This is a genomic window from Curtobacterium sp. MCSS17_005 (assembly GCF_003234225.2).
Lineage (GTDB): Bacteria > Actinomycetota > Actinomycetes > Actinomycetales > Microbacteriaceae > Curtobacterium > Curtobacterium flaccumfaciens.
The window spans coordinates 808,721-833,719 of record NZ_CP126258.1; the positions used below are offsets into that span (position 1 = coordinate 808,721).

The following is a 24,999-nucleotide window of genomic DNA, read 5'->3' on the forward strand; positions in this document are numbered from 1 at the left end:
GTCGGAGGCACGGGGACAGATCGGAGGATCTGATGAGTGGTTACGAGCGTGCACCGGGGGTCGCCCCGGTCCACATCACCTCCTACCGGGCTCGGGCACGCGCTGCCCGACGCGGGTGGATCGTGCAGTCCGAGGACGACGTCGACCGCGAGCGGTTCACCTTCGCGGACCTCCGCGCCCGGCGAGGATCGGGCCAGTGAGCAGCGACACCGTCCCGCGGGTCGCCGTCGGCAACGCGCCCCGGACCGCCGAGCGGTGCGGCCGGACCACCGCGGACGCCGTCCGGACGGTGCGTGCCGTGTACGACGGTCGCGACGTCCGGTTCGCGCCCACCGACCGGTTCGCGTTCCGCCACCGGACGGTGCGCCACCACAACGTCGCGCTGCTGTCGTCGGCGGTGTCGACCGCCGCCGCCGCCTCGTTCACGCCGGACGGCACGCCGGTACTGGCGTGGTCGACCGCGGGGTGCCTGCGGGTCGACGACGACGCGCCCGCCCGGCCCGGTGTGCCGGTGCTCCTGCCGACGGACCGGCCGTTCACGCTGCTCGTGCCGGCGGGGACCGTCCAGGTCCTGCGGGTCGACCGCGGATTCCTCGACGCCGTGAACGGGGTCGTGTTCGACCACCGCTTCGCCGGCCGACTGCGATCCCGCCCGGCCGAGGCCGAGGTGTCCCACCTGGTCGCCCGCATCGACGCGGTCGCCGTCAACGCACTGCACCCCGACCGCAACCCGGGCGGGCACCTGTCGGCACAGGTGCTGCTGGCCGAGTCCGTGCTGCGGGCCTTCGGCGGGACGGACGCCGAACCCGACGCATCGCCGGTCCGCCGGACGGTGAACACCGTGCAGCTCGCACAGGCCTGGCTCGCGGAGCACTGCGACCGGCCGCTCCAGCTCGCGGACGTCTGCGGGGCCGTCGGGGTCAGCTCCCGCACGCTGCAGGAGAACTTCGTGCAGCACGTCGGCGTGAGCCCTATGACGTACCTGCTGCAGGTCCGCCTCGACCGGGTCCGGATCGCGCTCCAGCTCGCCGACTGCGCGCAGACGACGGTGGCCGAGGTCGCGCACCGGTGGGGCTTCCGCCACATGGGGCGGTTCTCGAGCACGTACTTCCAGCGCTTCGACGAGTACCCGAAGAAGACGCTCCAGACGAGCACCTGAGCGCCGATCCGTGCGTACCCGACAACAGCGGCTGATCGGGCTGGCGGAGCGGGTCCTGCTCCACCAGCCGGACGTCGTGCCGGACAGCATCCTGTTCGAGTGGGGCGATCACCGCGGCGACTGGGAGCAGACCCTCACCGTGCACTACGACGTCGGTGGCGGGAGCGCCGGCCCCCACCACCGGCACCACTACTTCATCTGACGGAGCCCTGCAGCCGGTCCGCCAGGAACGCCGCCTGACGCTCCCAGTGCCGGAAGCCGCCGCCCTCGTGCCCGTTGTACGGGTACACGACGATCTCGCGGTCGGTGGAGCCGAGGGCGTTGAACGCGGCGAAGGTCGTGCGCGGCGGCACGACGTCGTCCATCAACGCGACCGAGAACAGCGCCGGGGCGGTGATGCCGGCGGCGTGGTTGACCCCGTCCAGGTACGCGGCGGTCGCCCACACGGTGTCAGCCGCGTCGCGGTGGACGGCGAGGTACTGCGCGAGCTCCAGGTACGGCCCGCCGACCGCGACGTCGGTGCCGTTCCGCCAGTCGGCCAGGAACGCCACGTCGGGCAGCACCGCGGCGACCGGTCCGACGTGTGCCTCGACCAGGGCCGCTGCGGCGATCGTGATGCCGCCGCCCTGGCTGCCGCCGGTCAGGGCGATGCGCTCGGGGTCGACCCCGGGCAGCGTGCGCACCGCCTCGACGAGCCGCACGGCGTCGGTGTAGACGCGGCGGTAGTAGTGGTCGGCGGGCGAGCCGATGCCGCTCGTCATCCAGCCGCTGGCGTGCGGTGCGGAGCCGTGCGGGTCCGGGGTGTCGCCGCCGGCCCACCCGGAGCCCTGGCCGCGGGTGTCCATCACGACGTGCACGTACCCGGCGAGGGCCCAGTGCACGCGCTCACCCGGGCGACCACGGCCACCGCCGTAGCCGAGGAACTCGACGACGACCGGCAGCGCGCCCGGGTCGTCGGTCACGGGACGGTTGACCCACGCCCGCACCGGGTCACCGGCGAACCCGGGGAACGTCAGGTCCTCGACGACGAGCCCGGTCACCGGGGTCTCGGCCGGCACGAGGGTCACCTCGACGCCCTCGCCCGCGGTCCGGGCAGCGGCGATCGTGTCCGCCCAGAAGGCGTCGAAGTCGGCGGGACGACGGACGTCCGAGCGGTGGGTGCGGAGCGCGTCGAGGGGCAGGTCGGTCAGTGGCATGGGGGTCCTCCGGGGACGATGATGCCCCCGGCGCCCTGCTGGAGGGCGCCGGGGGCGGGGAGTGTCGGATCCGGTGCGTCGGTCAGCGCGCCGCGGCGCGGTACTGCTCGAGCACCTCGGGGTGCGGGTCGGACGGCACGGTGGTCGTCGCGGTGTCCCACGTCGGCAGGGCACCGGTGAGCGCCCACGCGGCCTGCTTCGCAGCACCCGCGGCGACGTACTCGCCGGGCTCCGGCACCAGGACGTCACGGCCGAACACCTGCGCGGCGACGGCGCGGACCGCCGGGTTCCGCGCAGCGCCGCCGATGAGCAGCAACCGCTCGACGGTCACCCCGGTGTCCTGCACCGCGGCCAGTCCGTCGGCGAGGGCGCAGAGCATCCCCTCGACGGCCGCCCGGGCCAGGTGCGCCCGGTCGGTGGTCGCCGGCGTCATGCCGAGCAGCGATGCGGTCGCGTCTGGCCGGTTCGGCGTGCGCTCGCCGACGAAGTACGGCACCAGCACGAGGCCGTCGGCCCCGGCCGGCGCCTGCAGCGCCAGCTCGCCGAGTGCGTCGTGGTCGACGCCGAGCAGGCCGCCGATCACCTCGAGCACGCGGGCCGCGTTGAGCGTCGTGACGATCGGGAGGCGCGACCCGGTCCCGTCGGCGAAGCCCGCCACGGTCCCGCTCGGGTCACGCACCTCGGCGTCGCTGACCCCGAAGACCGTGCCGCTCGTGCCGAGGGACACCGCGACGTCACCCGGGCCGAGACCCAGGCCGAGCGCTGCCCCGGCGTTGTCGCCGAGTCCGGCACCGACGACGAGGCCGGACCGGGCGACCGCGCCGCCGGGCAGTTCGACGTCGGTGGACAGGGTGCCCATCGCCTCGTCGGGAGCGACCACGCGGGGCACGACCACGGCGTCGTCGTCACCCATCGACGCCGGACGCATCGGCCGCCCGAGCGCGAGCTCGAACAGCTCCGGGTCGTACTCGCGGCGCACCGGGTCCCAGTACCCCGTGCCGCTGGCGTCGGACGCATCCGTCGCCAGGGCGTCGAGGTCGGGGCCGAGCGGGCTCTCGTCCGCCGGTCCGTAACCGCGGAGCCGCCACGACAGCCAGTCGTGGGGGAGCGCCACGGCCGCGACGCGGGCCGCGTTCTCGGGCTCCGCGTCACGGAGCCACCGCAGCTTGGTACCGGTGAACGACGCGACCGGCACCAGCCCCGTCCGGGCGACCCACGCCTCCTGGCCGAGCTCGCCGACCATCTGCGCGGCCGCGTCCGCACTGCGGACGTCGTTCCAGAGCAGGGCGTCGCGGACCACGTGACCGTCGGCGTCGAGCGCGACCATGCCGTGCTGCTGCCCGGCGATGGCGACGGCGCCGACGTCGTCGAGGCCACCGGCGTCCGCGACGGCGGCACCGAGGGCGTCCCACCAGTGGCGGGGGTCGACGGCGGTGCCGTCCGGGTGGGACGCGCGTCCCTCGCGGACGACCGCACCGGTCGCGGCATCGCGGATGGTGACCTTGCAGGACTGGGTCGACGAGTCGACCCCGGCGACGAGGTCAGCCCCCTCGGCGGCAGGCCGCCTCAGCGCGCGGAATGCAGCCGCTGGCGCGTCTGCCGTCAATTCCGCGCGCCCATCAGGTGCTCGATGGCGAGCTGCTGCAGGCGGACGAAGCCGAAGCCCTTGCCGCCGAAGTAGGCGTCGGCGTCGAAGTCCTCGTAGGCGGACCGGTCGGCGAGGAACGTGTCGTACGACTCGCCGTCGTTGAGCGTCGGCGTCGACAGCTCGCCGACCTTGGAGGCCTCGAGCGCTGCCTGCACCTCGGGGTCGGCGCGGAACGCCTGCGCACGCTCCTTCAGGAGCAGGTACATGCGCATGTTGGCCGACGCGGAGTCCCAGACGCCGGTGATGTCCTCGGTGCGGCTCGGCTTGTAGTCGAAGTGGCGCGGGCCGTCGTACGCCGGGCCGCCCTGCGGGGCGCCGTGCTCGAGCAGGTCGACGAGCGAGAACGCGTTCTGCAGGTCGCCGTGACCGAACACCAGGTCCTGGTCGTACTTGATGCCGCGCTGGCCGTTGAGGTCGATGTGGAAGAGCTTGCCCTGGTAGAGCGCCTGGGCGATGCCGGCGGTGAAGTTCAGGCCCGCCATCTGCTCGTGGCCGACCTCGGGGTTGATGCCGAACAGCTCTGGGCGCTCGAGCGTCTCGGTGAAGGCGATCGCGTGGCCGAGGGTCGGCAGGAGGATGTCGCCGCGGGGCTCGTTCGGCTTCGGCTCGATGGCGAACCGGATGCCGTAGCCCTTGTCGGTGACGTACTGGGCGAGCAGGTTGACGGCCTCGCGGTAGCGCTCGAGCGCGGCCTGCACGTCCTTGGCGCTGTCGTACTCGGAGCCTTCGCGGCCACCCCACATCACGAACGTCGACGCGCCGAGCTCGGCGGCGAGGTCGATGTTGCGGAGCACCTTGCGGAGCGCGAAGCGGCGGACCTGCCGGTCGTTCGAGGTGAAGCCGCCGTCCTTGAAGACCGGGGCGGAGAACAGGTTCGTCGTGACCATCGGCACGACGAGCCCGGTCGACTCGAGCGCGCCCTTCAGGCGGTCGATCTGGGTCTGGCGTTCGGCGTCGGTGGAACCGAACGCGAACAGGTCGTCGTCGTGGAAGGTCAGGCCGTAGGCCCCGAGTTCGTCGAGCTTCTCGACCGCCTCGACCACGTCGAGGGCGGGTCGGGTCGGCCCGCCGAAGGGGTCGGAGCCGTTGTAGCCGATGGTCCAGAGACCGAAGGAGAACTTGTCTGCACGGGTGGGCGTCGTTGCCATGGTGGTCACCGTTCGTCGTCGAAACAAAATGTTGCCGCGCCCAACATAAGCGGTAGTGTTGGCTGTGGCAAGCACGTGATCGCAAAGGAGCGAGCGGATGGCAAGTGAGTCGACGGTGCAGCAACGACTGCGGGTCGCGATGGTGGGGCACGGCTTCATGGGAGCCGCACACTCACAGGCGTGGTGGACCGCCCCCAGGTTCTTCGACCTCGGAGCCGAGCCGGAGATGGCGGTGATCGTCGGGCGTGATCCCGGACGCACCGAGGCCGCTCGGCAGCAGTACGGCTGGCAGGCGGCGTCCACCGACTGGCGTGCCGTCGTCGCCGATCCGGACATCGACGTCGTCGACGTCGTGTCCCCGGGGTCCTCGCACGTCGAGATCGCGATCGCCGCGCTCCAGGCCGGCAAGCACGTCCTGTGCGAGAAGCCGCTCGCGAACACCGTCGCCGAGGCCGAGGCGATGACCGCCGCCGCCGACGCCGCCCGTGCGCAGGGTGTCCGGGCGATGGTCGGGTTCAGCTACCGCCGGGTGCCGGCCATCGCGTTCGCGCGGCAGCTGGTGCAGGACGGGCGGATCGGCACCGTGCGCCAGGTCCGCGCGCTCTACCTGCAGGACTGGCTGGCGGACGAGGACGGCCCGATGACCTGGCGCCTCGACAAGTCGCTCGCCGGCTCGGGGGCCCTCGGGGACATCGGCGCGCACGCCATCGACCTGGTCGAGCACGTCACCGGTGCGTCGCTCGCCACCGTTTCCGGCACGCTCGAGACCTTCGTGACCGAGCGTCCGCTGATGGCCGAGGGGGTCGGGCTCTCCGGCACCGCGTCGAGCGAGCGCGGGCAGGTCACCGTCGACGACGCCGCGTTCTTCACCGCGCGGCTCGACGGCGGCGCGGCCGACGGCGCGATCGGCACGTTCGAGGCCACGCGCTACGCGACCGGGCGGAAGAACGGTCTGACGCTCGAGATCAGCGGTTCCGAGGGCGCGATCCAGTTCGACCTCGAGGCGATGAACGAGCTCCGGCTGTACGAGTCGAACGCCCCGGCGGGGGAGCAGGGGTTCCGCCGCATCCTCGTCACCGAGCCCGAGCACCCCTACATGGCCGCGTGGTGGCCGACCGGGCACCTCATCGGGTACGAGCACACCTTCAGCCACCAGGTGAAGGACTTCGTCGACGCGATCGTCGCCGGCACCGACCCGTCGCCCTCGTTCGCCGACGGCCTGCACGTACAGCGGGTCCTCGACGCGGTCGAACGCAGCGCCGCCGCCGGCAGCACCTGGACGGCGACGTCGTGAGCGCCGCCGAGCAGACCCGCCAGGCGCTCGTCGTCCGCGGCGGGTGGGACGGCCACCAGCCCGTCGAGACCACCGACCTGTTCGTCCCGTTCCTGCGCGAGAACGGGTTCGAGGTCCGGGTGTCGGACTCGACGGCCGTCTACGCCGACGCCGCCGTCATGGACGAGGTCGACCTGATCGTGCAGGTCGTCACGATGTCGACCATCGCCGACGACGAGTTCGCCGGGCTGCAGCGCGCGGTCCTGGGCGGCGCCGGACTGGCCGGCTGGCACGGCGGCATCGCGGACGCGTTCCGGAACACCGCCGACTACCTGCACATGGTCGGTGGCCAGTTCGCCCACCACGCCGGCAAGCACCCCGACGAGCGCGTCGGGGAACAGTCCGACAACTACATCCCCTACACGGTGCACATCACCGACCTCGGGCACGAACACCCGATCACGCAGGGCATCGAGGACTTCGACCTCGTCACCGAGCAGTACTGGGTGCTGTCCGACGAGTACAACGACGTCCTCGCGACCACCACCCAGGACGCGCGCGACTTCGACGCCTGGAACCGCCCGGTCACCGCACCGGCGATCTGGACACGGCAGTGGGGCGAGGGCCGCGTGTTCGTCTCCGCACCAGGGCACCGCCTCGAGGTCGTCGAGTCGCAGCCACTCCGCACCATCATCGAACGGGGACTCCTGTGGGCAGCACGGTGAACGAACGAGCACTGCGGGTCGGCGTCGTCGGCGTGGGCGTGATCAGCCAGCAGTACTTCGAGCACTTCCCGGCGCTGCCCGGGCTGTCGCTCGTGGCGGTCGCCGACCTCGACGTCGCCCGCGCCCAGCAGGTCGGTACTGCACAGGGCGTTCGCGGCACCACCGTGGACGACCTGCTCGCCGCCGACGACGTCGACGTGGTGCTCAACCTGACGATCCCGGCCGCGCACGCCGACATCGCCACCCGGGCCCTCGCCGCCGGCAAGCACGTCTACGGCGAGAAGCCGCTCGCGATGTCCACCGCCGAGGCCGCACCGGTGCTCGAAGCAGCCCGCGCCGCCGGCCTGCGCGTCGGCAGCGCCCCGGACACCGTCCTCGGCACGGGCATCCAGACCGCACGAGCCGCCCTCGACGACGGCGCGATCGGGACCCCGGTCGGTGCCGCCGTCGCCTGGAGCGCACCCGGGCACGAGCTCTGGCACCCCGCGCCGGCGTTCTACTACCAGCCGGGCGGCGGACCGCTCCTCGACATGGGGCCGTACTACCTGACCAGCCTCGTCACGTTCTTCGGGCCGGTCGTCCGGGTCAGCGGCAGCGCCACCCGCTCCACCCGCGAACGGACGATCGCCACCGGGCCGAACGCCGGCACGTCGATCCCGGTCGACATCGACACCCACGTCGTCGCGATCCTCGAGCACGAGAACGGCGTGGTCTCCACCGTCACCGTCTCGTTCGAGGTGTGGGCCACCCGCGCCCCGCTGTTCGAGGTGTACGGCACCGCCGGCACCCTCGGCGTCCCGGACCCGAACCGGTTCTCGGACACCGTGTCGATCGCCACCGCCGACGACCGCTCGTGGCGCGACCTGCCGGTCGCCGCCGGGTACGCCGACGCCGGCCGCGGCTACGGTCTCGCCGACATGGCCCACGCGATCGCGACGGACCGGCCGCACCGAGCCTCCGGTGACCTCGCGTTCCACGTGCTCGAGGTCATGGAGGCGGTCTCCGCGGCCGCCCGAGACCACTCGGTCGTCGACGTGCACTCGCGCGTCGAGCGACCCGCCACCGTCCCCGCCGGGTCCGCACCCGGATCCTGGTGACGGAACCCGACCACCGCGAAGAAGGACGACGACGATGACGACGACGGACGCGAGCGACACGACGGAGACGACCCGGGCCTCCAGGCCGGTCACCCTGTTCACCGGACAGTGGGCCGACCTGCCCTTCGAAGAGGTCGCCCGGCTCGCCGGCGAGTGGGGCTACGACGGGCTGGAGATCGCCTGCTGGGGTGACCACCTGGACGTCCGGCGCGCCGCGACGGACCCCTCGTACGTCGCCGAGCGCAAGGCGATCCTGGAACGCAACGGGCTGCAGGTCTGGACGATCGCCAACCACCTGGTCGGCCAGGCCGTGTGCGACGACCCCATCGACCAGCGGCACCAGGACATCGTCCCGCCGCACGTGTGGGGTGACGGCGACCCGGAGGGCGTGCGGCAGCGTGCGGCCGAGGAACTGCAGTGGACCGCGCGTGCCGCCGCGGCGCTCGGCGTCGACACCGTCACCGGATTCTCCGGCTCGTCGATCTGGAAGACCGTCGCCGGGTTCCCGCCCGTGCCCCCGGGGATGATCGACGCCGGGTACCAGGACTTCCACGACCGCTGGTCACCGATCCTCGACGTCTTCGAGGAGGTCGGGGTCCGGTTCGCGCTCGAGGTGCACCCGTCCGAGATCGCCTACGACTACTGGACCGCTGCGCGGACCCTCGAGGTGTTCCGCGACCGGCCGGCGTTCGGGTTCAACTTCGACCCGTCGCACTTCGTCTGGCAGGACCTCGACCCCGCGGCGTTCCTGCTCGACTTCGCCGACCGGGTGTACCACGTGCACTGCAAGGAGTCGGTGAAGCAGCTCGACGGGCGCAACGGGCGGCTGTCCTCGCACCTGCCGTGGGGCGACCCCCGGCGCGGGTGGGACTTCGTCACCGCCGGCCACGGGGACGTGCCGTGGGAGCGGGTGTTCCGCGTGCTGAACCACATCGGGTACACCGGACCGACCAGCGTCGAGTGGGAGGACGCCGGCATGGACCGGCTCGTCGGCGGGCCCGAGGCGCTGGCGTTCGTCCGGCAGCTCGGTACCATCGCGCCGCCGGACGCCGCGTTCGACGCCGCGTTCTCGCGGTCGCGCTGACCGGGCCGTCGCGGTCGGTCGCGGTCGCGGTCGCGGAGGTTTCGCGCTGCGCGACAGTCCACGGGCGCCCGGGTGCAAAACTCGTCGCTCAGCCCGAAACCCCACCCACGCCCCCACCCACCACCGAGGAGGACCCATGGCACGGCAGCCCACGGCGACGCCGGGCAACGCCGCGCGCGTCCTCCGGCTCGTCCACGAGGACGGCCCCGTCACCCGCGCCGAGCTCACCCGGCGCACCGGTCTGAACCGCTCGACGATCCTCGCGCTCGTCGGGGACCTCGTCGACGCCGGTCTCGTGCACGAGGAGACGCCGGCAGCGGGGACCCCCGGTGCGGGCGTCGGGCGGCCGAGCGGCGTCGTCCGGGCCTCCTCCGACGTCCTCGCCGCCGCGGTCACGGTGGAGATCGACGCCGTCGGGGTCGCCCTCGTCGGCCTCGACGGCACCGTCCGCGACCGGCTGGTCGAGCCGCAGACCACCGTGCCCACCGCGGCGCAGGCGATCGACGCCGTCGCCCGGGTCTTCGCCGCACTCGTCGCCCGGACCGGACCGGTGGCCCGGATCGTCGGGGTCGGCGTCGCCGTGCCCGGCATCGTCCGGGTCGAGGACGGCACCGTGCGCGACGCCCCGCACCTCGGATGGCGTGACGAACCCCTCGCCGCACCGCTCGCGGAACGCCTGGGGCTGCCGGTCCGGGCCGCGAACGACGCCAACCTCGGCGCCTGGGCGGAACGGCTGTACGGCAGCGCGCGCGGCGTCGACGACCTCGTCTACCTGAACGGCGGCGCGAGCGGCATCGGCGGCGGGATCGTCAGTGCCGGCCGACCCTTCAGCGGCGCCGACGGGTACGCGGGCGAGCTCGGGCACACCTTCGTCGCGGCGAACGGGATCCGCTGCCACTGCGGCGCGGTCGGCTGCCTGGAGACCGAGGCCTCACGCTCCGCCCTCACCGCGGTCACCGGGACCCCGCCGGACGACCTCGACGCGCTCGCCGCGGCGCTCGCCCAGGGCCGCCCCGAGGTCGAGCGGGTCGTCGACCGACAGGTCACCGCACTCGCGACCGCACTGCGGAACGCCATCCACACCGTCGACCCCGAGGTCGTCGTGCTCGGCGGGTTCCTCGGTGCGCTGCTCCGGCACGTCGGCGACCGGGTCGAGACCGACGTCCGGGCGCAGACGATGGCCGCGATGACCGATCGGCTCCGGATCGTCCCGGCGGCACTCGGCCGCGACGTCCTGGTCCGTGGCGCCGCCGAGATCGGCTTCGCGGAGCTGCTGCGCGACGCCACGATGCCGGCGGTACCGGCACCGGTACCGGCGACCACGCCCGCGGCGCCCGCCGCCGCCCCCTCCACCACCCACACGTCCGGCCGCGACGACGCGGCCGAGGAAGCGAGAACCGCATGACCTCCACCCAGCGCACCAGCGTCCTGCTCGGCACCCAGGACCTCACCGTCGAGGACCGCCCCGTCCCCGCCGCCGACCCCGGCGACGTGCTCGTCCGGGTCGCCGCCGTGGGCGTCTGCGGCTCCGACGTGCACTACTACCGCCACGGCCGCATCGGCGACTTCGTCGTCGAGGAGCCCCTCGTCCTCGGGCACGAGCTGTCCGGCACGATCGAGGCCGTCGGAGAGGGCGTCGACCCGTCCCGCCTGGGGGAGCGCGTGGCCATCGAGCCGCAGCGCCCCTGCCACCGCTGCGCGCAGTGCCTGGCCGGCCGCTACAACCTCTGCCCGCACATGCGCTTCTACGCGACGCCGCCGGTCGACGGGGCCTTCACCGAGTTCGTCACCATCGAGGCCGAGTTCGCGCACGTCCTGCCCGACGCCGTCTCGTTCGAGGCCGGCGCGCTCCTGGAGCCCCTGTCCGTCGGCATCGCCGCCGTCCGCAAGGCCGGCATCGTCCCCGGTTCGTCGGTGCTCGTCGCCGGTGCCGGTCCGATCGGCATCATCTGCGCCCAGGTCGCGAAGGCCTTCGGTGCCTCGCGCATCGTCGTCAGCGACCTGGTGCCGGAGCGCCGTGCGCGGGCCCTGGAGTACGGAGCCACCGAGGTCGTCGACCCCACCGCCGTGTCCGTCGCGTCCGACATCGTCCCCGTCGACGCGTTCATCGACGCCAGCGGCGCGCCCCGAGCGGTGTCGGACGGCATCAAGGCGGTCGGTCCGGCGGGTGCCGCGGTGCTGGTCGGGCTCGGCAACTCCGAGATGACGCTGCCGGTCGAGCACATCCAGAACCTCGAGGTCACGGTCACCGGGATCTTCCGGTACACGAACACGTGGCCGGTCGCCATCGAACTGGTCGCGTCCGGGCAGGTCGACCTCGACTCGCTCGTCACCGGTCGCTTCGGGCTCGACGACGTCCGCGAAGCCCTCGAGAGCGACACCGACCCGGAGTCGCTCAAGTCCGTCGTCTACCCCGGCGGCGTCCCCGCCTGAGCAGGTTGCGCGTCGTCTGGTGCGAGGTTCCGGACTCCGTGACGGCGCGCAGACCTCGCACGGAGTGCGGGACCTCGCACCAGAGCGAGCGACCCCGCGGAAGCTCGCACGGGGTGACAACGCACGCACGGTGCGGACAGGAGGCGCGGGGCCAACCCGCCCCGCGCCTCCCGTCCGGCACGTGACCCGGAACGGGGCCACCGCCGCGTCACCGGGACGCGCTACGGTTCGCGCATGACCGCTTCACCGGCCGCCGTCGTGCCGCAGCGCACCGACCGGCGCGCGCTCGTCTCCTGGGCGCTCTGGGACTGGGGTTCCGCCGCGTTCAACGCGGTCGTCACCACCTTCGTGTTCAGCACGTACCTGGCCAGCCGGGCGTTCGTGGACCCGGCGCTCGTCGGCGACACGTCCGCGGCCGGCAAGACGATCGTGGAACGCGAGCTCGCGCACAACGCGGCCGTCGTGTCCACCGCACTGACCATCGCGGGCATCGTCGTGGCCCTGGTGGCACCGGCCATGGGCCGGCTCGCGGACTCGTCCGGACACCGCCGCCGGTCGGTCCTCATCGCCACGATCGGCGTCGCGCTGTCGATCGGCGGCATGGTCTTCGTCGCGCCGAGCCAGCCGTACCTGCTGCTCGGAGCGGCGCTGCTCGGCATCGGCACCGTCGCCTACGAGATCGCGAGCGTCGGCTACAACGCCATGATCGGACAGATCGCCTCCGGGGAACGCACCGGCCGTGTCTCCGCCATCGGGTGGGCCGCCGGGTACTTCGGTGGGATCGTGCTGCTCGTCCTGCTGCTCGTGCTCTGCATCCAGGACTTCCGGGGAGACGGGGTCGTCGGCGGGCTCCTGCAACTGCCGGCCACCGTCGCCACCGGGCAGTGGGACGTCCGCGTCGCGATCGGCATCGCCGCCGTCTGGCTGGCCGTCAGCTCGATCCCGCTGTTCCTCACCGTGCCCGAGGCGGTGCCCGACCGCACCCGCGGCGGCGGCGTGTTCAGTGCCTACGCGGACCTCGGCCGGGACATCGCACGGCTGTGGCGCGAGCGCCGCAACGTCCTCGCGTTCCTGCTCGCCAGCGCGGTGTTCCGCGACGGTGTCGGGGCCGTCTTCACGTTCGGCGGGATCGTCGCCGCGCAGGTGTTCGGGTTCACGCCGTCGCAGGTCATCCTGTTCGCCATCGCCGCGAACGTCGTGGCGGGCATCGCGACGTTCGTCTCCGGACGCCTCGACGACCGGTACGGGTCGCGTGCGCTCATCATGGTCTCGCTCGTCGGACTCGCCGTGTGCGGGGTCGGGGTCTTCGCCGCCGGCAACGAGACGCAGTGGTTCTGGGTGCTCGGGCTGACCCTCGCCGTGTTCGTCGGCCCGGTGCAGTCGTCGTCCCGCGCGTACCTGGCGCGGCTGACGACCCCCGGCCGAGAGGGCGAGCTCTTCGGCCTCTACGCCACCACCGGCCGGGCCGCGTCGTTCCTCGCGCCGGCGCTGTTCGGCGTCGCGGTGACCGTCGGTGGGTCGACCCGGTTCGGGATCCTCGGCGTGGTGGTCGTGCTCATCGCCGGGCTGGTGCTGATGGCGTTCGTCAAGCGGGAACCGCAGGGCGCGCGGGCCTGATCCTCGGCGTGCGGGGTCTGCCAGAGCTCCCCGTCAGGCGGCCTGGAGGCGCGGTGCCGGTCCGTCCACAGGCTGCGGTTCTGCGCACGGTTCCGCACAGTGCCGTGGTCGCGTCGGGCGGCCCGGGCTGCGGTGCGCCAGGATGGGTGCATGACCGACCAGCGCATCGCCGTCGTCGTCCTCGCCGCCGGGCAGGGCACGCGCATGAAGTCGTCCACGCCCAAGGTGCTGCACCGGCTCGCCGGACTGCCGCTCATCGGGCACGTCCTGCGCACCGCGTCGTCGCTCAGCCCCGAGCACGTCGCCGTCGTCGTCCGGCACGAGCGTGACCTCGTCGCGGCCGAGGTCGTCGAGCGCGCCCCCGACGCGATCGTCGTCGACCAGGACGACGTCCCCGGCACCGGACGCGCGGTCGAGGTGGCGGTCGAAGCACTGCCCGCCGACTTCGACGGCGCCGTCGTGGTGCTGTCCGGCGACGTCCCGCTGCTCGACGCCGCATCGCTCCGGCTCCTCGTCGACGCCCACGCCGGCGGCGGCAACGGGGCGACCTTCGTGAGCGCGATTGCCCCGGACCCGACCGGCCTCGGACGGATCGTGCGGGATGCCTCCGGCGCCTTCGTCAGCGTCGTCGAGCACAAGGACGCGACGGCCGAACAGCTGACCATCACCGAGGCGAACGCGGGCATCTACGCGTTCGACGTGGCACGCCTCCGGGCGGCCCTGCCGTCGCTCACCACGGCGAACGCCCAGGGCGAGAAGTACATCACCGACGCTCCCGCGCTGATCAGCGAGCGCGGCGGGCGCATCGACGTGGTCACCCTGACCGACCCGTGGCTCGTCGCCGGCATCAACGACCGTGCCCAGCTCTCCGACGCCGCGCGTGAACTCAACGCCCGTATCGTCCGCCGCCACCAGCTCGCCGGCGTCACCGTGCAGGACCCCGCGTCCACCTGGATCGACCTCGACGTCACGATCGAGCCCGACGCAGAGGTCCTGCCCGGCACCCAGCTCATCGGCGCCACCGCGATCGCCGCCGGTGCCGTCGTCGGACCGGACACCACGCTCCGCGACACCGAGGTCGGGGCCCGCGCCACCGTGAACCGCGTCGACGCCACCCTCGCCGTGATCGGGGACGGTGCCTCGGTCGGCCCGTTCGCCTACCTGCGGCCGGGCACGATCCTCGGTGACGACGGCAAGATCGGCACCTTCGTCGAGACGAAGAACGCCCGGATCGGCCGCGGCAGCAAGGTCCCGCACCTGTCCTACATCGGCGACGCCGAGGTGGGCGAGGACTCGAACATCGGCGCGAACACCATCACCGCGAACTACGACGGCGTGCACAAGCACCGCACCGAGGTCGGCTCGAACGTCCGTACAGGCTCGCACAACGTGTTCGTCGCCCCCGTTAGGATTGGTGACGGTGCGTACACCGGTGCCGGGACCACCGTCCGCAAGGACGTTCCGGCAGGATCGCTCGCGATCAGCTACGCCCCACAGCGCAACACCGACGGATGGGTCGAGGAACACCGACCCGGCACACCGGCGGCCGAGGCTGCTCGGCTCGCGAACGGCGAATAGATCCCGGCGACCACCCGTCGCCGACATCGACCCCTCGTGGGTCAGGGAGTGAGCACCGCACTTGTCCGGAATCAAGACAACCGGCCAGAAACGACTCGTCCTCGTCTCGGGGCGAGCACACCCGGCGCTCTCTGCCGAGATCGCGGAGGAGCTCGGGGTCGACCTCGTGCCGACCGATGCCCGGACCTTCGCGAACGGTGAGCTCTACGCCCGCTTCGACGAGTCGGTCCGTGGCTGCGACGCCTTCGTCATCCAGTCGCACACCGCGCCGATCAACGAGTGGCTCATGGAGCAGCTCATCATGGTCGACGCGCTGAAGCGTGCCTCGGCGAAGCGCATCACGGTCGTGGCGCCGTTCTACCCGTACGCCCGCCAGGACAAGAAGGGCCGCGGCCGCGAGCCGATCTCGGCCCGCCTCGTCGCCGACCTGTTCAAGGCCGCCGGCGCGCACCGGATCATGAGCGTCGACCTGCACGCCGCGCAGATCCAGGGCTTCTTCGACGGCCCCGTCGACCACCTGTTCGCCATGCCGGTGCTGCTCGAGCGCTTCCGCCAGATCCTCGACCCGAAGACGCTCACCGTCGTGTCGCCCGACATGGGCCGCGTCCGTGTCGCCGACATCTGGTCCGAGAAGCTCGGCGCCCCGCTCGCCATCATCCACAAGCGCCGCGACCCGCTCGTGCCGAACCAGGTCTCGGTGCACGAGATCGTCGGTGACGTCAGCGGCCGCGTGTGCCTGCTCGTCGACGACCTCATCGACACCGGCCGCACGATCGCCAAGGCTGCCGAGGCGCTCAAGAACGCCGGCGCCACGGGTGTCGTCGTCGCCGCGACCCACGCCGTCTTCTCCGACCCCGCCACCGAGCTGCTGCAGAGCGAGTTCATCGACCGCGTGGTCGTGACGGACACCCTGCCCCTGCCGATGGACAAGCGCTGGGACCGCCTCGAGGTCCTGCCGATCGCCCCGCTCATCGCCCGTGCCATCCACGAGGTCTTCGACGACGGTTCCGTGACGTCGATGTTCGATGGAGCCGCTTGACACACCCCGCGCGTGACGCCCTCGCGGCCCGGCTCCGGGCCGCGGGGAGCGTCTTCGCCGAGGACGAAGCCGACCTGTTGCTCGAGGCCGGTGACGGTGAGCCGGTGCGACTCCGCACCCTCGTGCAGCGTCGGCTGGCCGGTGAGCCGCTCGAGTACGTGCTCGGCTGGGCCGCCTTCGACGGGCACCGTATCCGGGTGACGTCCGGCGTCTTCGTGCCGCGAGCCCGCACCACCGTCGTCGTCGAGCAGGCAGCGCGTCGGCTGCAGCGCTACGACCGCGTGGTCGACCTGTGCTGCGGCGCCGGCGCGATCTCGGTCGCCCTGTTCGGCCGCGTCGGCGCGCTCGACCTCGTCGCGACCGACATCGACCCGGACGCCGTCGACGTCGCAGCCGAGAACATCGGCGACCGCGGCATCGTCGTCGCCGGAGACCTGTTCGCGCCGCTGCCCGATCGGTTCCGCGGGGCCGTGACGGTCATCGCGGTGAACGCCCCGTACGTGCCGACGGCCTCGATCGAACTCATGCCGGCCGAGGCCCGCGAGCACGAACACCGCGTCGCCCTCGACGGAGGTGTGGACGGTCTCGACCTGCACCGGCGGATCGCCGCGGGTGCGGGGGAGTGGCTCCGCCCCGGTGGCGCCGTCGTCATCGAGGTGTCCGAGGCCCAGGCCGAGGCATCCGCCGCTGCGTTCACGGCCGCCGGCTTCTCCGCTGCGGTCGAGCGGGACGCCGAGGTCGACGGCACCTGCGTCGTCGCGACCCTGCCCTCCTGACCTCGGCCTGCCCGCCTCGCGCTGGTGCCAGTCTGGCCGCGGTGCCGAGCGGTCACGACATGCCGCTCAGGTTCGTCGAGGCGGCACGAAGTGTCGCCCGCGCGTCCGCCAACCGACGCTTTCTGCGACCTCGGCGCGACGCACGTGGCGTGTCGCGCGACCAGGGCGAGGGGCGGGGCGGGCAGGCACCGGGCCTCCAGGCCGTCGGGTGACCGGAGCGCCCCGGCGCCGAGTGGTCAGGACATGCCGCTCAGGTTCGCCGCGGCGGCACGAAGTGTCGTCTGCGCGTCCGCGAACCGACGCTTTCTGCCACCTCGACGGCAGTCAGCGGGCGTGTCGCAGACCGCTCCCGGACGGTCAGCGCGCGTCGACCGTCACCGTGTGCCAGCCCGTCGCACCGTTGGGCGCCGGCGGCCGGTCCACGCTCGTCTGCACCTCGCCGTCCGCACTGGTCGCGCGCACCTCGATGCGGTGCGAGCCGGCGGTCGGCGTCCACCGCACCACCCACTGCCGCCAGGTGTCCGCGGAGACCGAGTCGGCGAGTTCGGCACGCTGCCAGTCGCCGCCTCCGACGCGGACCTCGACGGCCTTCACGCCCTTGTGCGGCTGCCACGCGACCCCCGCGATCGCGACCGGCTTGCCCGCGGTCACCGTCGACCCGTTCCGCGGGGTGTCGATGCGGGACTCGAGCTTGACCGGGCCACGCTCCGACCAGCCACGCGGGGTCCAGTAGCCCTGCGCGTCGGCGAACCGGGTGACCTCGAGCTCGGTGACCCACTTCGTCGCCGAGACGTACCCGAACAGGCCCGGCACGACCATCCGCACCGGGAACCCGTGCTCGGTCGGCAGGGGCTCGCCGTTCATCCCGACCGCGAGCAGCGCCGCGGTGCCGTCGTCCTGCAGCACGTCGAGCGGGGTGCCGGCGGAGAACCCGTCGATGCTCCGTGAGAGCACCATGTCGGCGTCGCCCGTCGGACGTGCCCGGGCGAGGAGCTTCCGGATGGGGTAGCCCAGCCAGCGGGCCGTGCCGATGAGGTCACCGCCGACCTCGTTCGACACGCAGCTCAGGGTGGCCACGTGCTCCTCGAGCGGCAGTGCGAGCAGCTCGTCCCACGTCAGTGTGATCTCCTGCTCGACCGCACCGTGGATGCGGAGCGACCAGTCGGCGGGATCGACCTGCGGCACCCGGAGGGCCGTGTCGATCCGGTAGAAGTCGGCATTCGGCGTGATGTACGGGGTGATGCCGTCGACATCGAGCGACGCACCCGCGGGGACCACCGGTGCAGCGGTGGCCGCGGCGGGCAGCCGGATGGCCCGCCTGGCAGCAGCGGCCGCCTGCATCGCGGACGACCCGAGCCGGGAGGCGGTGCCCACCACGACCGCGAGGGTCGCCGTCGCGACGCCCCAGACCAGGAACGTGCGGCGCTCAGCCGAGGCGGGTCGCGGTGCCGCCGTCGGCACGGTCGCCGCGGCCTCCCACCGGCGCAGCCGCTGGAGCAGCAGACGCAGGACGACCACGGCCGCAGCGATGCCGAGGACCGTCGGGGCGCCGTCGAGCGTCCCGCTGCCCGAGCGGGTGCTGACGGCCAGCAGCGCCAGCACACCACCGGCGGCGAACACGAGGGCACCGAAGGGCGGGCGCACACGTTCGAGGACACCGGCACCCGCACTGATCGCGATGACGATCACCGTCATGAGCACGAACAGGGCGACCTTGTCCCCCGTGCCGAACACGGCGACCATGAAGTCCTTGGCTCCCGGGGGAGCGAGGTCGATGACGGCGGACCCGACGGCGACCAGGGGGCTGCCCGCTCCGCCGAGCAGCAGCGCGCCGAACTCGGCGACGCCGAGGAACGCGGCGGCAGCCACGACGCCGACGATCGCGGCGATCAGCGTCCAACGTCGGGTCGGAGGGCCGTCCGGCCTGCTCGGGCCGTCCGACGGACCCGCCGTCGATCGACCGATCGGTTCGTCCGTCGTCTCGGTGGTCACCGCCCGAGCGTAGGTCGCCCGGCCGCTCGTGGGCTGTGTGTGCGCGCTTCCCCGCGCGTTCATTAGGTTCAGCCAGCAGGTGGCGCGCGGCTCGTGGGAGGATCGGACCGTGCTGCAGCGTCCGGATGGTGTCCCGCGGTCCGGTCGTGCCCGCGGTGCACGGCGGACACCGATGTCTCCGGCACGTCGACTCGCCACCCTGCGCTGGGTCATCGTCGCCGTCTGGCTGGTCCTCCTGATCACCCGGATCGTCGTCGTCTCGACGGCACCGGGCGTCGACCTCTCCTGGTACGGCATCGTCGAGTTCGGCGCGATCGCCCTCGGCGTCGTGGTCATCGTGGTCGCCGTCGTGCGGACCGCGACGGTACGGCGGCGGCAGGCGGACGAGGCCCTCGCACTCGCCATCCGGCGGATCGACCCGACGGTGTGGCTCGTGCCGGCGGCGCCGACACCGGAACTCCGCGGCATCGTCGACGAGGTCCGTCCGGACACCCACCTCGGTTCGCGCGTCACCTGGGCCTTCGGCGCCACCGAGGCCTCCCTGTGGGAACTCGACGAACGGCGGGCGACCCGGCTGCTCGTGATCCGGTGGAGTCGCGTCGTGCACGTCGGGCTCGAAGACGTGGCGGACGGCGTCGACGGTTCGGGGCAACTCGGCAGCTCGGCGCGACCCGGTGGTTCCGGTGGTGCTCGCCGCGCGTGTGCGGTGGCGATCCACCACGTGCGTCCGGACGACACCCCCGCCGTGGCGACCTTCTTCGTCCGGACCGCCCCGGGTTCGCGTCGGCTGCTCGGGCGCGGTCCGCGGCTGGACCGGCTCGTCGCCGACCTGGCACGGGAACGCATCGTCGCCTGACGCAGCGGAGGGCCCCGGGGTCAGCGAGGCCCTCCTTGCAGAACCCGCACCGACCTCCGTGGTCGGCTGTGGGTGCGGTCGTCAGTGCGTGGACGGCTCCTGCTCGACCTCGCGGCGGTCGTCGTCGGACCACAGCGTGTGGAAGGTGCCGTCCTTGTCGATGCGCTGGTAGGTGTGTGCGCCGAAGAAGTCGCGCTGGCCCTGGATGAGCGCTGCGGGGAGGCGTTCGGACGCGAGGGAGTCGAAGTACGACAGCGCGGATGAGAAGCCGGGGGCTGGGATCCCGGAGGCCGCCGCGATGCCGACGATGCGGCGCCAGGCGGCTTCGCCCTCGGCGACGGCGTTCGCGAAGTACGGGTCGACGAGCAGCGACTCGAGCTTCGGGTTCTCGGCGTAGGCCTCGACGATGCGGTTCAGGAACTGGGCGCGGATGATGCAGCCGCCCCGCCAGATCTTCGCGACGTTGCCGAGGTCGATGTCCCAGCCGTACTCCTTCGCCCCGGCGATGATGAGGTCGAAGCCCTGCGCGTACGCGACGACCTTCGAGGCGTAGAGCGCCGCACGGACGTCGTCGGCGAAGGTGTCCGGCACCTCGGCGATCTGCGGACGGTTCTTGATCGACTGCTGCACGGCGGCACGCTGCGTCGGCTTCGACGACACCGCACGGGCGAACACGGCTTCGCCGATGCCCGAGACGGGGATGCCCAGGCCCACGGCGTTCTGCACGGTCCAGACGCCGGTGCCCTTCGAGCCGGCCGCGTCACGGATGACGTCGACGAGCGGCTTGCCGGTGTCGGCGTCGCGCTGCTTGAGGACCTCGCCGGTGATCTCGATCAGGTAGGACTCGAGGTCGCCCTTGTTCCACTCGTCGAAGACCTGCACCAGGTCCTCCACCGAGAGCCCGCCGACGCGACGGAGCAGGTCGTACGACTCGGCGATGAGCTGCATGTCGGCGTACTCGATGCCGTTGTGCACCATCTTGACGAAGTGCCCGGCGCCGTCGGTGCCGATGTGGGTCACGCACGGTTCACCTTCGGCGACCGCGGCGATCGACTTCAGGATCGGCCCGAGCGTCTCCCAGGCCTCCTTCGAGCCACCGGGCATGATCGACGGGCCCTTGAGTGCGCCCTCTTCACCACCGGAGATACCGGTGCCGACGAAGTTCAGGCCCTTCTCGCGCAGGTCGTGCTCACGTCGGATGGTGTCGTGGAAGTTCGCGTTGCCGCCGTCGACGATGATGTCGCCCGGTTCGAAGCGTTCGGCGAGCTGTCCGATCACGGCGTCGGTGCCCTTGCCGGCCTGCACCATGATGATGGCGGTCCGGGGCTTCGACAGCGAGGCGACGAACCCGTCGATGTCCTCGGACGCGATGAACCCGGCGTCGCCGTGCTCCTGGAGCAGCTCCTCGGTGCGGGCGTACGTGCGGTTGTAGACCGCCACCGTGTTGCCTTCGCGCGATGCGAGGTTGCGGGCGAGGTTCGAGCCCATCACTGCGAGTCCGACGACTCCGATGTTCGCCTGACCGTTGTTGTCTGCCACGGGGGCCTCCTTTGTCCTGACGTTGGCGCCCAACCTACGACCGGCGGTCTGGGAGCGCACAGGTGTTGCGGGAACTGGGGACCAGAGTTCACCGGATCAATACTGTGGAGGGATGAGCGAGCTCGCTGTCCATCCACCCGTCCTCGTGATGGGGGTCTCCGGCTCCGGCAAGTCCACCATCGGCCAGGCGCTCACCGACGCCCTGGTCGCGCAGGGCGAACCGTGCGTCTTCGTCGACGCCGACGACCTGCACCCGGTCGCCAACAAGGAGAAGATGCGGCAGGGGATCCCGCTCACCGACGAGGACCGCTGGCCGTGGCTCGACGCCTGCGCCGAGCGGATCGCCGCGGTCGAATCGGACGGCTCCCGGTGCGTGATGGCGAACTCGGCGCTCAAGCGTGCCTACCGGGACCGTCTGCGCGGGTCCGCGCCGGGTCTCGTCATCGCCTTCCTCGACGGGTCGCGCGACCTGATCGCCGAACGGCAGTCCCACCGCCAGCACGAGTACATGCCGACGACGCTGCTCGACTCGCAGTTCGCGACCCTCGAGCGGCCGCAGCCCGGCGAGGCCGCCGTCGCGGTGTCGATCGACGGAGCGGTCGACGACACCGTGCGGGAGATCCTCGCCGCGCTCGCGGTCACTTCCGGCTGAGCTCGGACAGCCGGGCGCGGTACTCCTCGGCGTCGATGTCGCCGCGAGCGAACCGGTCGGCCAGCACACCGCGGGCGTCGGAGCGGGCGCGCCAGCTCCCTCGTCGGAGCACCCCGAACACCAGGAACACGACGAGGAACGCGAAGAAGAAGAACGCGGGGAACAGGAAGAACGGGAACCCGCCGCCCTGCCAGTACGGGCCGTGGGCTGCTGCCGTCGTGAGTGCGGATGCGGTGATGGACGTGAACACGGTGATCTCCTGTGGTCGGTTTCGGGGCCGCTGTCGCGACACGTCGACTCTCCGGCCTGGAGGCCCGCCACGCGTCCGCCGCGCAGCCCCAATTCCGTCTGCTCCCGCGGTCGTACTGCGGTCGTTCCTCACCAGGGACCTACTCCCCGGGGAGTAGTCCACAGGCACCCCTGCGGTCGATGCCGGCGCGGACCGACGTCCCTAGGCTCGACGCATGACGACAGGGCCACGCGAAGACGACCGCGACTCGGCTGGCGACCGCTGGCCGGGACGCCAGCGGTTCGCCCGGTCCGGTCGGGTCCTGCCGGTGGCCGTCGTGCAGATCGTCGGCACGATCCTCGCGTCCCGCATCACGGTCGCAGGGACGGGCGGTCCGCCGTGGGCACGACACGGTGCGGTCGGCGGCGTCGATCCCGTCGTGCTCGGCCCACTCGCCGGCGCGCTCCTCGTGGCCGGCGTCGTCGTCCTGCCGTGGCGGTGGAGGTGGCCACGGTCGGTGCTGCTCGTCACGTTGGCGACGACCGTCGGGTACGCCCTGGTCGTCAGCCCCCGCGGGCCCTTCGTGGCGGCGCTCACGATGGCCGTCGTGAACGCGTGGCTGCGGGGCCACCGACGGACCGTGGCGGTGGCCGCTGTCGCCGCCGTCCTGGTGCTCCCGTCGGCCGACGTGCTGCTCGGCCGGGCTCCGGGGCTCGACCTCGGTGCTGTGCTGCTGTGCGCGGCGTGGCTGACGGTGACGATCGCCGTGTCCGAACTCGTCCGGGTGCAGGTCGAGCGGGTCGCCGAACGCCGTCGACAGCGTGCCGAAGCTGAACGGGTGCGGGCGGGCGAGGAGCGTGTGCGCATCGCTCGCGAACTGCACGACTCGGTGGCGCACAGCATGTCCCTCATCAACCTGCAGGCGGGCGTGGCTCTGCACCTCGGTGACGGACTCCCCGCGCAGACCCACGACGCCCTGCTGAACATCCGTGACTCGAGCCGCGATGCGCTCGTCGAGCTCCGGACGATCCTCGGGGTGCTGCGCTCGGTGGACGGCGGCCCCGCGAGCACCGGTGGACCCGATCGGAGTCCCGTTCCCGGCCTCGATCGGGTCGCGGAGCTCGTCGATCGAGCGCGTGCCGCCGGCGTCGCGGTCGAGCTCCGGATCCACGGCGACCCGTCGAGCGTCAACGGGACCAGCGGCCGGAGCGCTTTCCGCATCGTGCAGGAATCCGTCACCAACGTCATGAAGCACGCCCCCGGACACGACACGTCGGTCGTGGTCACCGTCGGGGCCGACGTCGTCGACCTGGTCGTCGAGGACCACCCGTCGGCCGTCCCGGACCGCTCCGCGCGACGAGTCGGCCTCGGCGCGACCGGCAACGGCATCATCGGCATGCGGGAGCGCGCCGCCGCGGTCGGCGGAGAGCTGTCCGTGGGTCCGACGACGGACGGCGGTTGGCGCGTCGTGGCACGCCTGCCGATCAGTACCGCCGGTTCGACCGACGACGCCGGTTCGACCGAGGACGCCGGTTCGATCGACGTCGCGGACGGAGCCGGATCATGACCCCGATCACCGTCCTGCTCGTCGACGACCAGGTCCTCATCCGTGCCGGCCTCCGCGCGCTCCTCGACGCCGAACCCGGCATGGCCGTCGTCGGCGAGGCCGGCGACGGGGACGCTGCGGTCGAAGCTGCCCGGGCGCTGCGACCCGACGTGGTGCTCATGGACATCCGCATGCCCGGCACCGACGGGCTCGCCGCCACCCGCAGCATCAGCGACGACCCGGACCTCGACGGCGTGCACGTCGTCATCCTCACGACCTTCGAGCAGGACGATTACGTCTTCGAGGCGATCCGGTCCGGGGCGGCCGGGTTCCTGGTGAAGGACACGGAACCCGCCGAGCTCCTCCGCGCCGTCCGCACCGTGGTGGCCGGCGACTCGTTGCTCTCACCCGGTGCGACCCGTTCCCTGGTCGAGGCGTACGCCACCCACGCGAAGCCGTCGTCCCTCGCGCCGGGCCTCTCGGTGCTCACCGAGCGCGAGCGCGAGGTCATGCAGCTCGTGGCGGTCGGGCTCACCAACGCCGAGATCGCCGCGCGGCTGTTCGTCAGTCCGCTCACCACGAAGACCCACGTCTCCCGAGCGATGATCAAGCTCGGTGCCCGCGACCGCGCGCAGCTCGTCGTGTTCGCCTACGAGACCGGACTCGTCACTCCGGGCTGGCAGCCCTGACACCGCGGCCGATCAGCGGCGCACCGCACTGATCGCCCCGTGCGGCCGGTGCTCCGGAGCCGTGCGGGTGTGGACGTCCACGACGTCGAAGCCCGCTTCGTCCAGCAGCGCCACCAGGGACGCGACCGGCCAGCGGTAGGCGGTGACGACCGCGTGGTCGAAGGCTTCGACCGCGGCGCCCTCGAAGAACCCGAGCAGCAGCCCACCGCCGGGAGTGAGCACCCGACGGAACTCGGCGAGTGGCTCACCGATCCGCGACGGCTCGTGGTGGATCACCGAGTACCAGGCCAGGACCCCGTTGACGCTGCCGTCCGCGAGCGGGAGCGCGTCGACCGACCCGACACGGAACTCGACCGAGGCGCCGTGCGTCCGTCGTGCGTGCTCGACGAACTCCGGCGTCCCGTCGATGCCGCTGACATGGTGCCCCTGCCGTGCGAGGTGCGCCGTCCAGTGACCGGGGCCGCACCCGGCGTCGACCAGGGGACCGCGGCGACCGGCTGCCCAGGCGTCGACGAGGGATCGGTCGTCGGGGTGGACGGCGTCCATCGACCCGAGCAGTGCCGCGTACTCGTCGGCCCGAGCGCTGTACGCCGCCGTCACGCGCTCCGTCATGCGCCCGACCGTACCGCCGCAGCGCCGAACCGTGCGAGGTTCCGTGTTCCGTGCGACCCGGCACCCCTCGCACCAGGCACGGAACCTCGCACCACGCGGCAGCACCGCGCA

General features: G+C 72.5%; 24 protein-coding genes. 17 read left to right on the top strand and 7 right to left on the bottom strand.

The window, feature by feature from the left end:
• Positions 1 to 32 precede the first annotated feature (32 nt).
• Genes DEJ20_RS04030 through DEJ20_RS04040 form a run of 3 tightly spaced genes read left to right on the top strand, consistent with a single transcriptional unit; the run spans position 33 to position 1,361 of the window.
• A complete protein-coding gene (locus DEJ20_RS04030) occupies positions 33 to 200 on the top strand; it encodes a hypothetical protein (protein ID WP_163343324.1) in 168 nt (55 codons plus the stop codon).
• A complete protein-coding gene (locus DEJ20_RS04035) occupies positions 197 to 1,159 on the top strand; it encodes a helix-turn-helix transcriptional regulator (RefSeq protein ID WP_111054919.1) in 963 nt (320 codons plus the stop codon). Before DEJ20_RS04030 ends, DEJ20_RS04035 begins: the two co-directional genes overlap by 4 nt.
• Before the next feature lie 10 nt (positions 1,160 to 1,169).
• On the top strand, positions 1,170 to 1,361 hold the full coding sequence (locus DEJ20_RS04040) for a hypothetical protein (protein ID WP_111233558.1): 192 nt from the start codon (positions 1,170 to 1,172) through the stop codon (positions 1,359 to 1,361).
• On the opposite strand, the gene DEJ20_RS04045 is transcribed toward DEJ20_RS04040, so the two are convergent.
• From DEJ20_RS04045 to xylA, 3 genes are all read right to left on the bottom strand, one after another.
• The gene (locus DEJ20_RS04045; RefSeq protein WP_111236615.1) at positions 1,354 to 2,355 is read right to left on the bottom strand and encodes an acetylxylan esterase; all 1,002 of its coding nucleotides are present in this window, start codon (positions 2,353 to 2,355) and stop codon (positions 1,354 to 1,356) included. The two genes, DEJ20_RS04040 and DEJ20_RS04045, sit on opposite strands and share 8 nt — an antisense overlap.
• 82 nt (positions 2,356 to 2,437) lie before the next feature.
• Positions 2,438 to 3,925: a xylulokinase gene (gene xylB, locus DEJ20_RS04050; RefSeq protein ID WP_111236642.1), complete on the bottom strand. Its 1,488-nt coding sequence runs from the start codon at positions 3,923 to 3,925 to the stop codon at positions 2,438 to 2,440.
• 32 nt (positions 3,926 to 3,957) lie between these two features.
• Entirely contained in the window at positions 3,958 to 5,151 is a 1,194-nt protein-coding gene (gene xylA, locus DEJ20_RS04055) for a xylose isomerase (RefSeq protein WP_027464459.1), read from the bottom strand.
• 97 nt (positions 5,152 to 5,248) lie between these two features.
• Between xylA and DEJ20_RS04060 the strand changes: the two genes are divergently transcribed.
• From DEJ20_RS04060 to DEJ20_RS04105, 10 genes are all read left to right on the top strand, one after another.
• Positions 5,249 to 6,445, top strand: a complete 1,197-nt coding sequence (locus DEJ20_RS04060) for a Gfo/Idh/MocA family protein (RefSeq protein WP_258377272.1) — start codon at positions 5,249 to 5,251, stop codon at positions 6,443 to 6,445.
• A complete protein-coding gene (locus DEJ20_RS04065; RefSeq protein ID WP_111039984.1) occupies positions 6,442 to 7,149 on the top strand; it encodes a ThuA domain-containing protein in 708 nt (235 codons plus the stop codon). Before DEJ20_RS04060 ends, DEJ20_RS04065 begins: the two co-directional genes overlap by 4 nt.
• A complete protein-coding gene (locus DEJ20_RS04070) occupies positions 7,146 to 8,246 on the top strand; it encodes a Gfo/Idh/MocA family protein (protein ID WP_258377271.1) in 1,101 nt (366 codons plus the stop codon). The genes DEJ20_RS04065 and DEJ20_RS04070 overlap by 4 nt, the downstream gene beginning before the upstream one ends.
• A 34-nt stretch (positions 8,247 to 8,280) precedes the next feature.
• Positions 8,281 to 9,330, top strand: coding sequence for a sugar phosphate isomerase/epimerase family protein (locus tag DEJ20_RS04075; RefSeq protein WP_111236614.1), 1,050 nt, complete (start codon positions 8,281 to 8,283; stop codon positions 9,328 to 9,330).
• A 136-nt stretch (positions 9,331 to 9,466) separates the two neighbouring features.
• A complete protein-coding gene (locus tag DEJ20_RS04080; RefSeq protein WP_284183377.1) occupies positions 9,467 to 10,735 on the top strand; it encodes an ROK family transcriptional regulator in 1,269 nt (422 codons plus the stop codon).
• Entirely contained in the window at positions 10,732 to 11,763 is a 1,032-nt protein-coding gene (locus tag DEJ20_RS04085; RefSeq protein ID WP_111235375.1) for an NAD(P)-dependent alcohol dehydrogenase, read from the top strand. The genes DEJ20_RS04080 and DEJ20_RS04085 overlap by 4 nt, the downstream gene beginning before the upstream one ends.
• A 234-nt stretch (positions 11,764 to 11,997) precedes the next feature.
• On the top strand, positions 11,998 to 13,380 hold the full coding sequence (locus DEJ20_RS04090) for an MFS transporter (RefSeq protein WP_111235376.1): 1,383 nt from the start codon (positions 11,998 to 12,000) through the stop codon (positions 13,378 to 13,380).
• A gap of 150 nt (positions 13,381 to 13,530) precedes the next feature.
• Positions 13,531 to 14,958 carry a bifunctional UDP-N-acetylglucosamine diphosphorylase/glucosamine-1-phosphate N-acetyltransferase GlmU gene (gene glmU, locus DEJ20_RS04095; protein ID WP_111235377.1) on the top strand — a complete coding sequence of 476 codons (1,428 nt, stop codon included), beginning with the start codon at positions 13,531 to 13,533 and terminating at the stop codon, positions 14,956 to 14,958.
• 61 nt (positions 14,959 to 15,019) lie between these two features.
• On the top strand, positions 15,020 to 15,997 hold the full coding sequence (locus tag DEJ20_RS04100) for a ribose-phosphate diphosphokinase (RefSeq protein ID WP_027464468.1): 978 nt from the start codon (positions 15,020 to 15,022) through the stop codon (positions 15,995 to 15,997).
• Complete coding sequence (locus DEJ20_RS04105; RefSeq protein ID WP_111235378.1) at positions 15,994 to 16,773, top strand: putative protein N(5)-glutamine methyltransferase; 780 nt, start codon at positions 15,994 to 15,996, stop codon at positions 16,771 to 16,773. Before DEJ20_RS04100 ends, DEJ20_RS04105 begins: the two co-directional genes overlap by 4 nt.
• 357 nt (positions 16,774 to 17,130) lie before the next feature.
• Here the strand turns inward: DEJ20_RS04105 and DEJ20_RS04110 are convergent, their stop codons facing one another.
• Positions 17,131 to 18,765, bottom strand: a complete 1,635-nt coding sequence (locus tag DEJ20_RS04110; protein ID WP_111235379.1) for a molybdopterin-dependent oxidoreductase — start codon at positions 18,763 to 18,765, stop codon at positions 17,131 to 17,133.
• A 172-nt stretch (positions 18,766 to 18,937) separates the two neighbouring features.
• Between DEJ20_RS04110 and DEJ20_RS04115 the strand changes: the two genes are divergently transcribed.
• Positions 18,938 to 19,621, top strand: coding sequence for a hypothetical protein (locus DEJ20_RS04115; protein WP_146245433.1), 684 nt, complete (start codon positions 18,938 to 18,940; stop codon positions 19,619 to 19,621).
• 81 nt (positions 19,622 to 19,702) lie between these two features.
• Here DEJ20_RS04115 and gnd read toward each other — a convergent pair whose 3' ends face one another.
• Entirely contained in the window at positions 19,703 to 21,160 is a 1,458-nt protein-coding gene (gene gnd / locus DEJ20_RS04120; protein WP_111235381.1) for an NADP-dependent phosphogluconate dehydrogenase, read from the bottom strand.
• 112 nt (positions 21,161 to 21,272) lie between these two features.
• Between gnd and DEJ20_RS04125 the strand changes: the two genes are divergently transcribed.
• On the top strand, positions 21,273 to 21,812 hold the full coding sequence (locus tag DEJ20_RS04125; protein ID WP_111235382.1) for a gluconokinase: 540 nt from the start codon (positions 21,273 to 21,275) through the stop codon (positions 21,810 to 21,812).
• On the opposite strand, the gene DEJ20_RS04130 is transcribed toward DEJ20_RS04125, so the two are convergent.
• Entirely contained in the window at positions 21,799 to 22,062 is a 264-nt protein-coding gene (locus DEJ20_RS04130) for an SHOCT domain-containing protein (RefSeq protein ID WP_051596490.1), read from the bottom strand. The two genes, DEJ20_RS04125 and DEJ20_RS04130, sit on opposite strands and share 14 nt — an antisense overlap.
• Positions 22,063 to 22,276: 214 nt before the next feature.
• Between DEJ20_RS04130 and DEJ20_RS04135 the strand changes: the two genes are divergently transcribed.
• Entirely contained in the window at positions 22,277 to 23,608 is a 1,332-nt protein-coding gene (locus tag DEJ20_RS04135; protein ID WP_181431546.1) for a sensor histidine kinase, read from the top strand.
• Complete coding sequence (locus DEJ20_RS04140; protein WP_111235385.1) at positions 23,605 to 24,276, top strand: response regulator; 672 nt, start codon at positions 23,605 to 23,607, stop codon at positions 24,274 to 24,276. Before DEJ20_RS04135 ends, DEJ20_RS04140 begins: the two co-directional genes overlap by 4 nt.
• A 12-nt stretch (positions 24,277 to 24,288) precedes the next feature.
• On the opposite strand, the gene DEJ20_RS04145 is transcribed toward DEJ20_RS04140, so the two are convergent.
• The gene (locus DEJ20_RS04145) at positions 24,289 to 24,888 is read right to left on the bottom strand and encodes a class I SAM-dependent methyltransferase (protein ID WP_111235386.1); all 600 of its coding nucleotides are present in this window, start codon (positions 24,886 to 24,888) and stop codon (positions 24,289 to 24,291) included.
• Positions 24,889 to 24,999: the final 111 nt, after the last annotated feature.

Bases quoted from the DNA above. Each gene is read 5' to 3' on its own strand.
- DEJ20_RS04030 (WP_163343324.1), top strand. From the start codon at position 33: ATGAGTGGTTACGAGCGTGCACCGGGGGTCGCCCCGGTCCACATCACC.
- DEJ20_RS04045 (WP_111236615.1), bottom strand. From the start codon at position 2,355: ATGCCACTGACCGACCTGCCCCTCGACGCGCTCCGCACCCACCGCTCG.
- xylA (WP_027464459.1), bottom strand. From the start codon at position 5,151: ATGGCAACGACGCCCACCCGTGCAGACAAGTTCTCCTTCGGTCTCTGG.
- DEJ20_RS04060 (WP_258377272.1), top strand. From the start codon at position 5,249: ATGGCAAGTGAGTCGACGGTGCAGCAACGACTGCGGGTCGCGATGGTG.
- DEJ20_RS04075 (WP_111236614.1), top strand. From the start codon at position 8,281: ATGACGACGACGGACGCGAGCGACACGACGGAGACGACCCGGGCCTCC.
- DEJ20_RS04080 (WP_284183377.1), top strand. From the start codon at position 9,467: ATGGCACGGCAGCCCACGGCGACGCCGGGCAACGCCGCGCGCGTCCTC.
- DEJ20_RS04085 (WP_111235375.1), top strand. From the start codon at position 10,732: ATGACCTCCACCCAGCGCACCAGCGTCCTGCTCGGCACCCAGGACCTC.
- DEJ20_RS04090 (WP_111235376.1), top strand. From the start codon at position 11,998: ATGACCGCTTCACCGGCCGCCGTCGTGCCGCAGCGCACCGACCGGCGC.
- glmU (WP_111235377.1), top strand. From the start codon at position 13,531: ATGACCGACCAGCGCATCGCCGTCGTCGTCCTCGCCGCCGGGCAGGGC.
- DEJ20_RS04115 (WP_146245433.1), top strand. From the start codon at position 18,938: ATGTCTCCGGCACGTCGACTCGCCACCCTGCGCTGGGTCATCGTCGCC.
- DEJ20_RS04125 (WP_111235382.1), top strand. From the start codon at position 21,273: ATGAGCGAGCTCGCTGTCCATCCACCCGTCCTCGTGATGGGGGTCTCC.
- DEJ20_RS04135 (WP_181431546.1), top strand. From the start codon at position 22,277: ATGACGACAGGGCCACGCGAAGACGACCGCGACTCGGCTGGCGACCGC.
- DEJ20_RS04140 (WP_111235385.1), top strand. From the start codon at position 23,605: ATGACCCCGATCACCGTCCTGCTCGTCGACGACCAGGTCCTCATCCGT.
- DEJ20_RS04145 (WP_111235386.1), bottom strand. From the start codon at position 24,888: ATGACGGAGCGCGTGACGGCGGCGTACAGCGCTCGGGCCGACGAGTAC.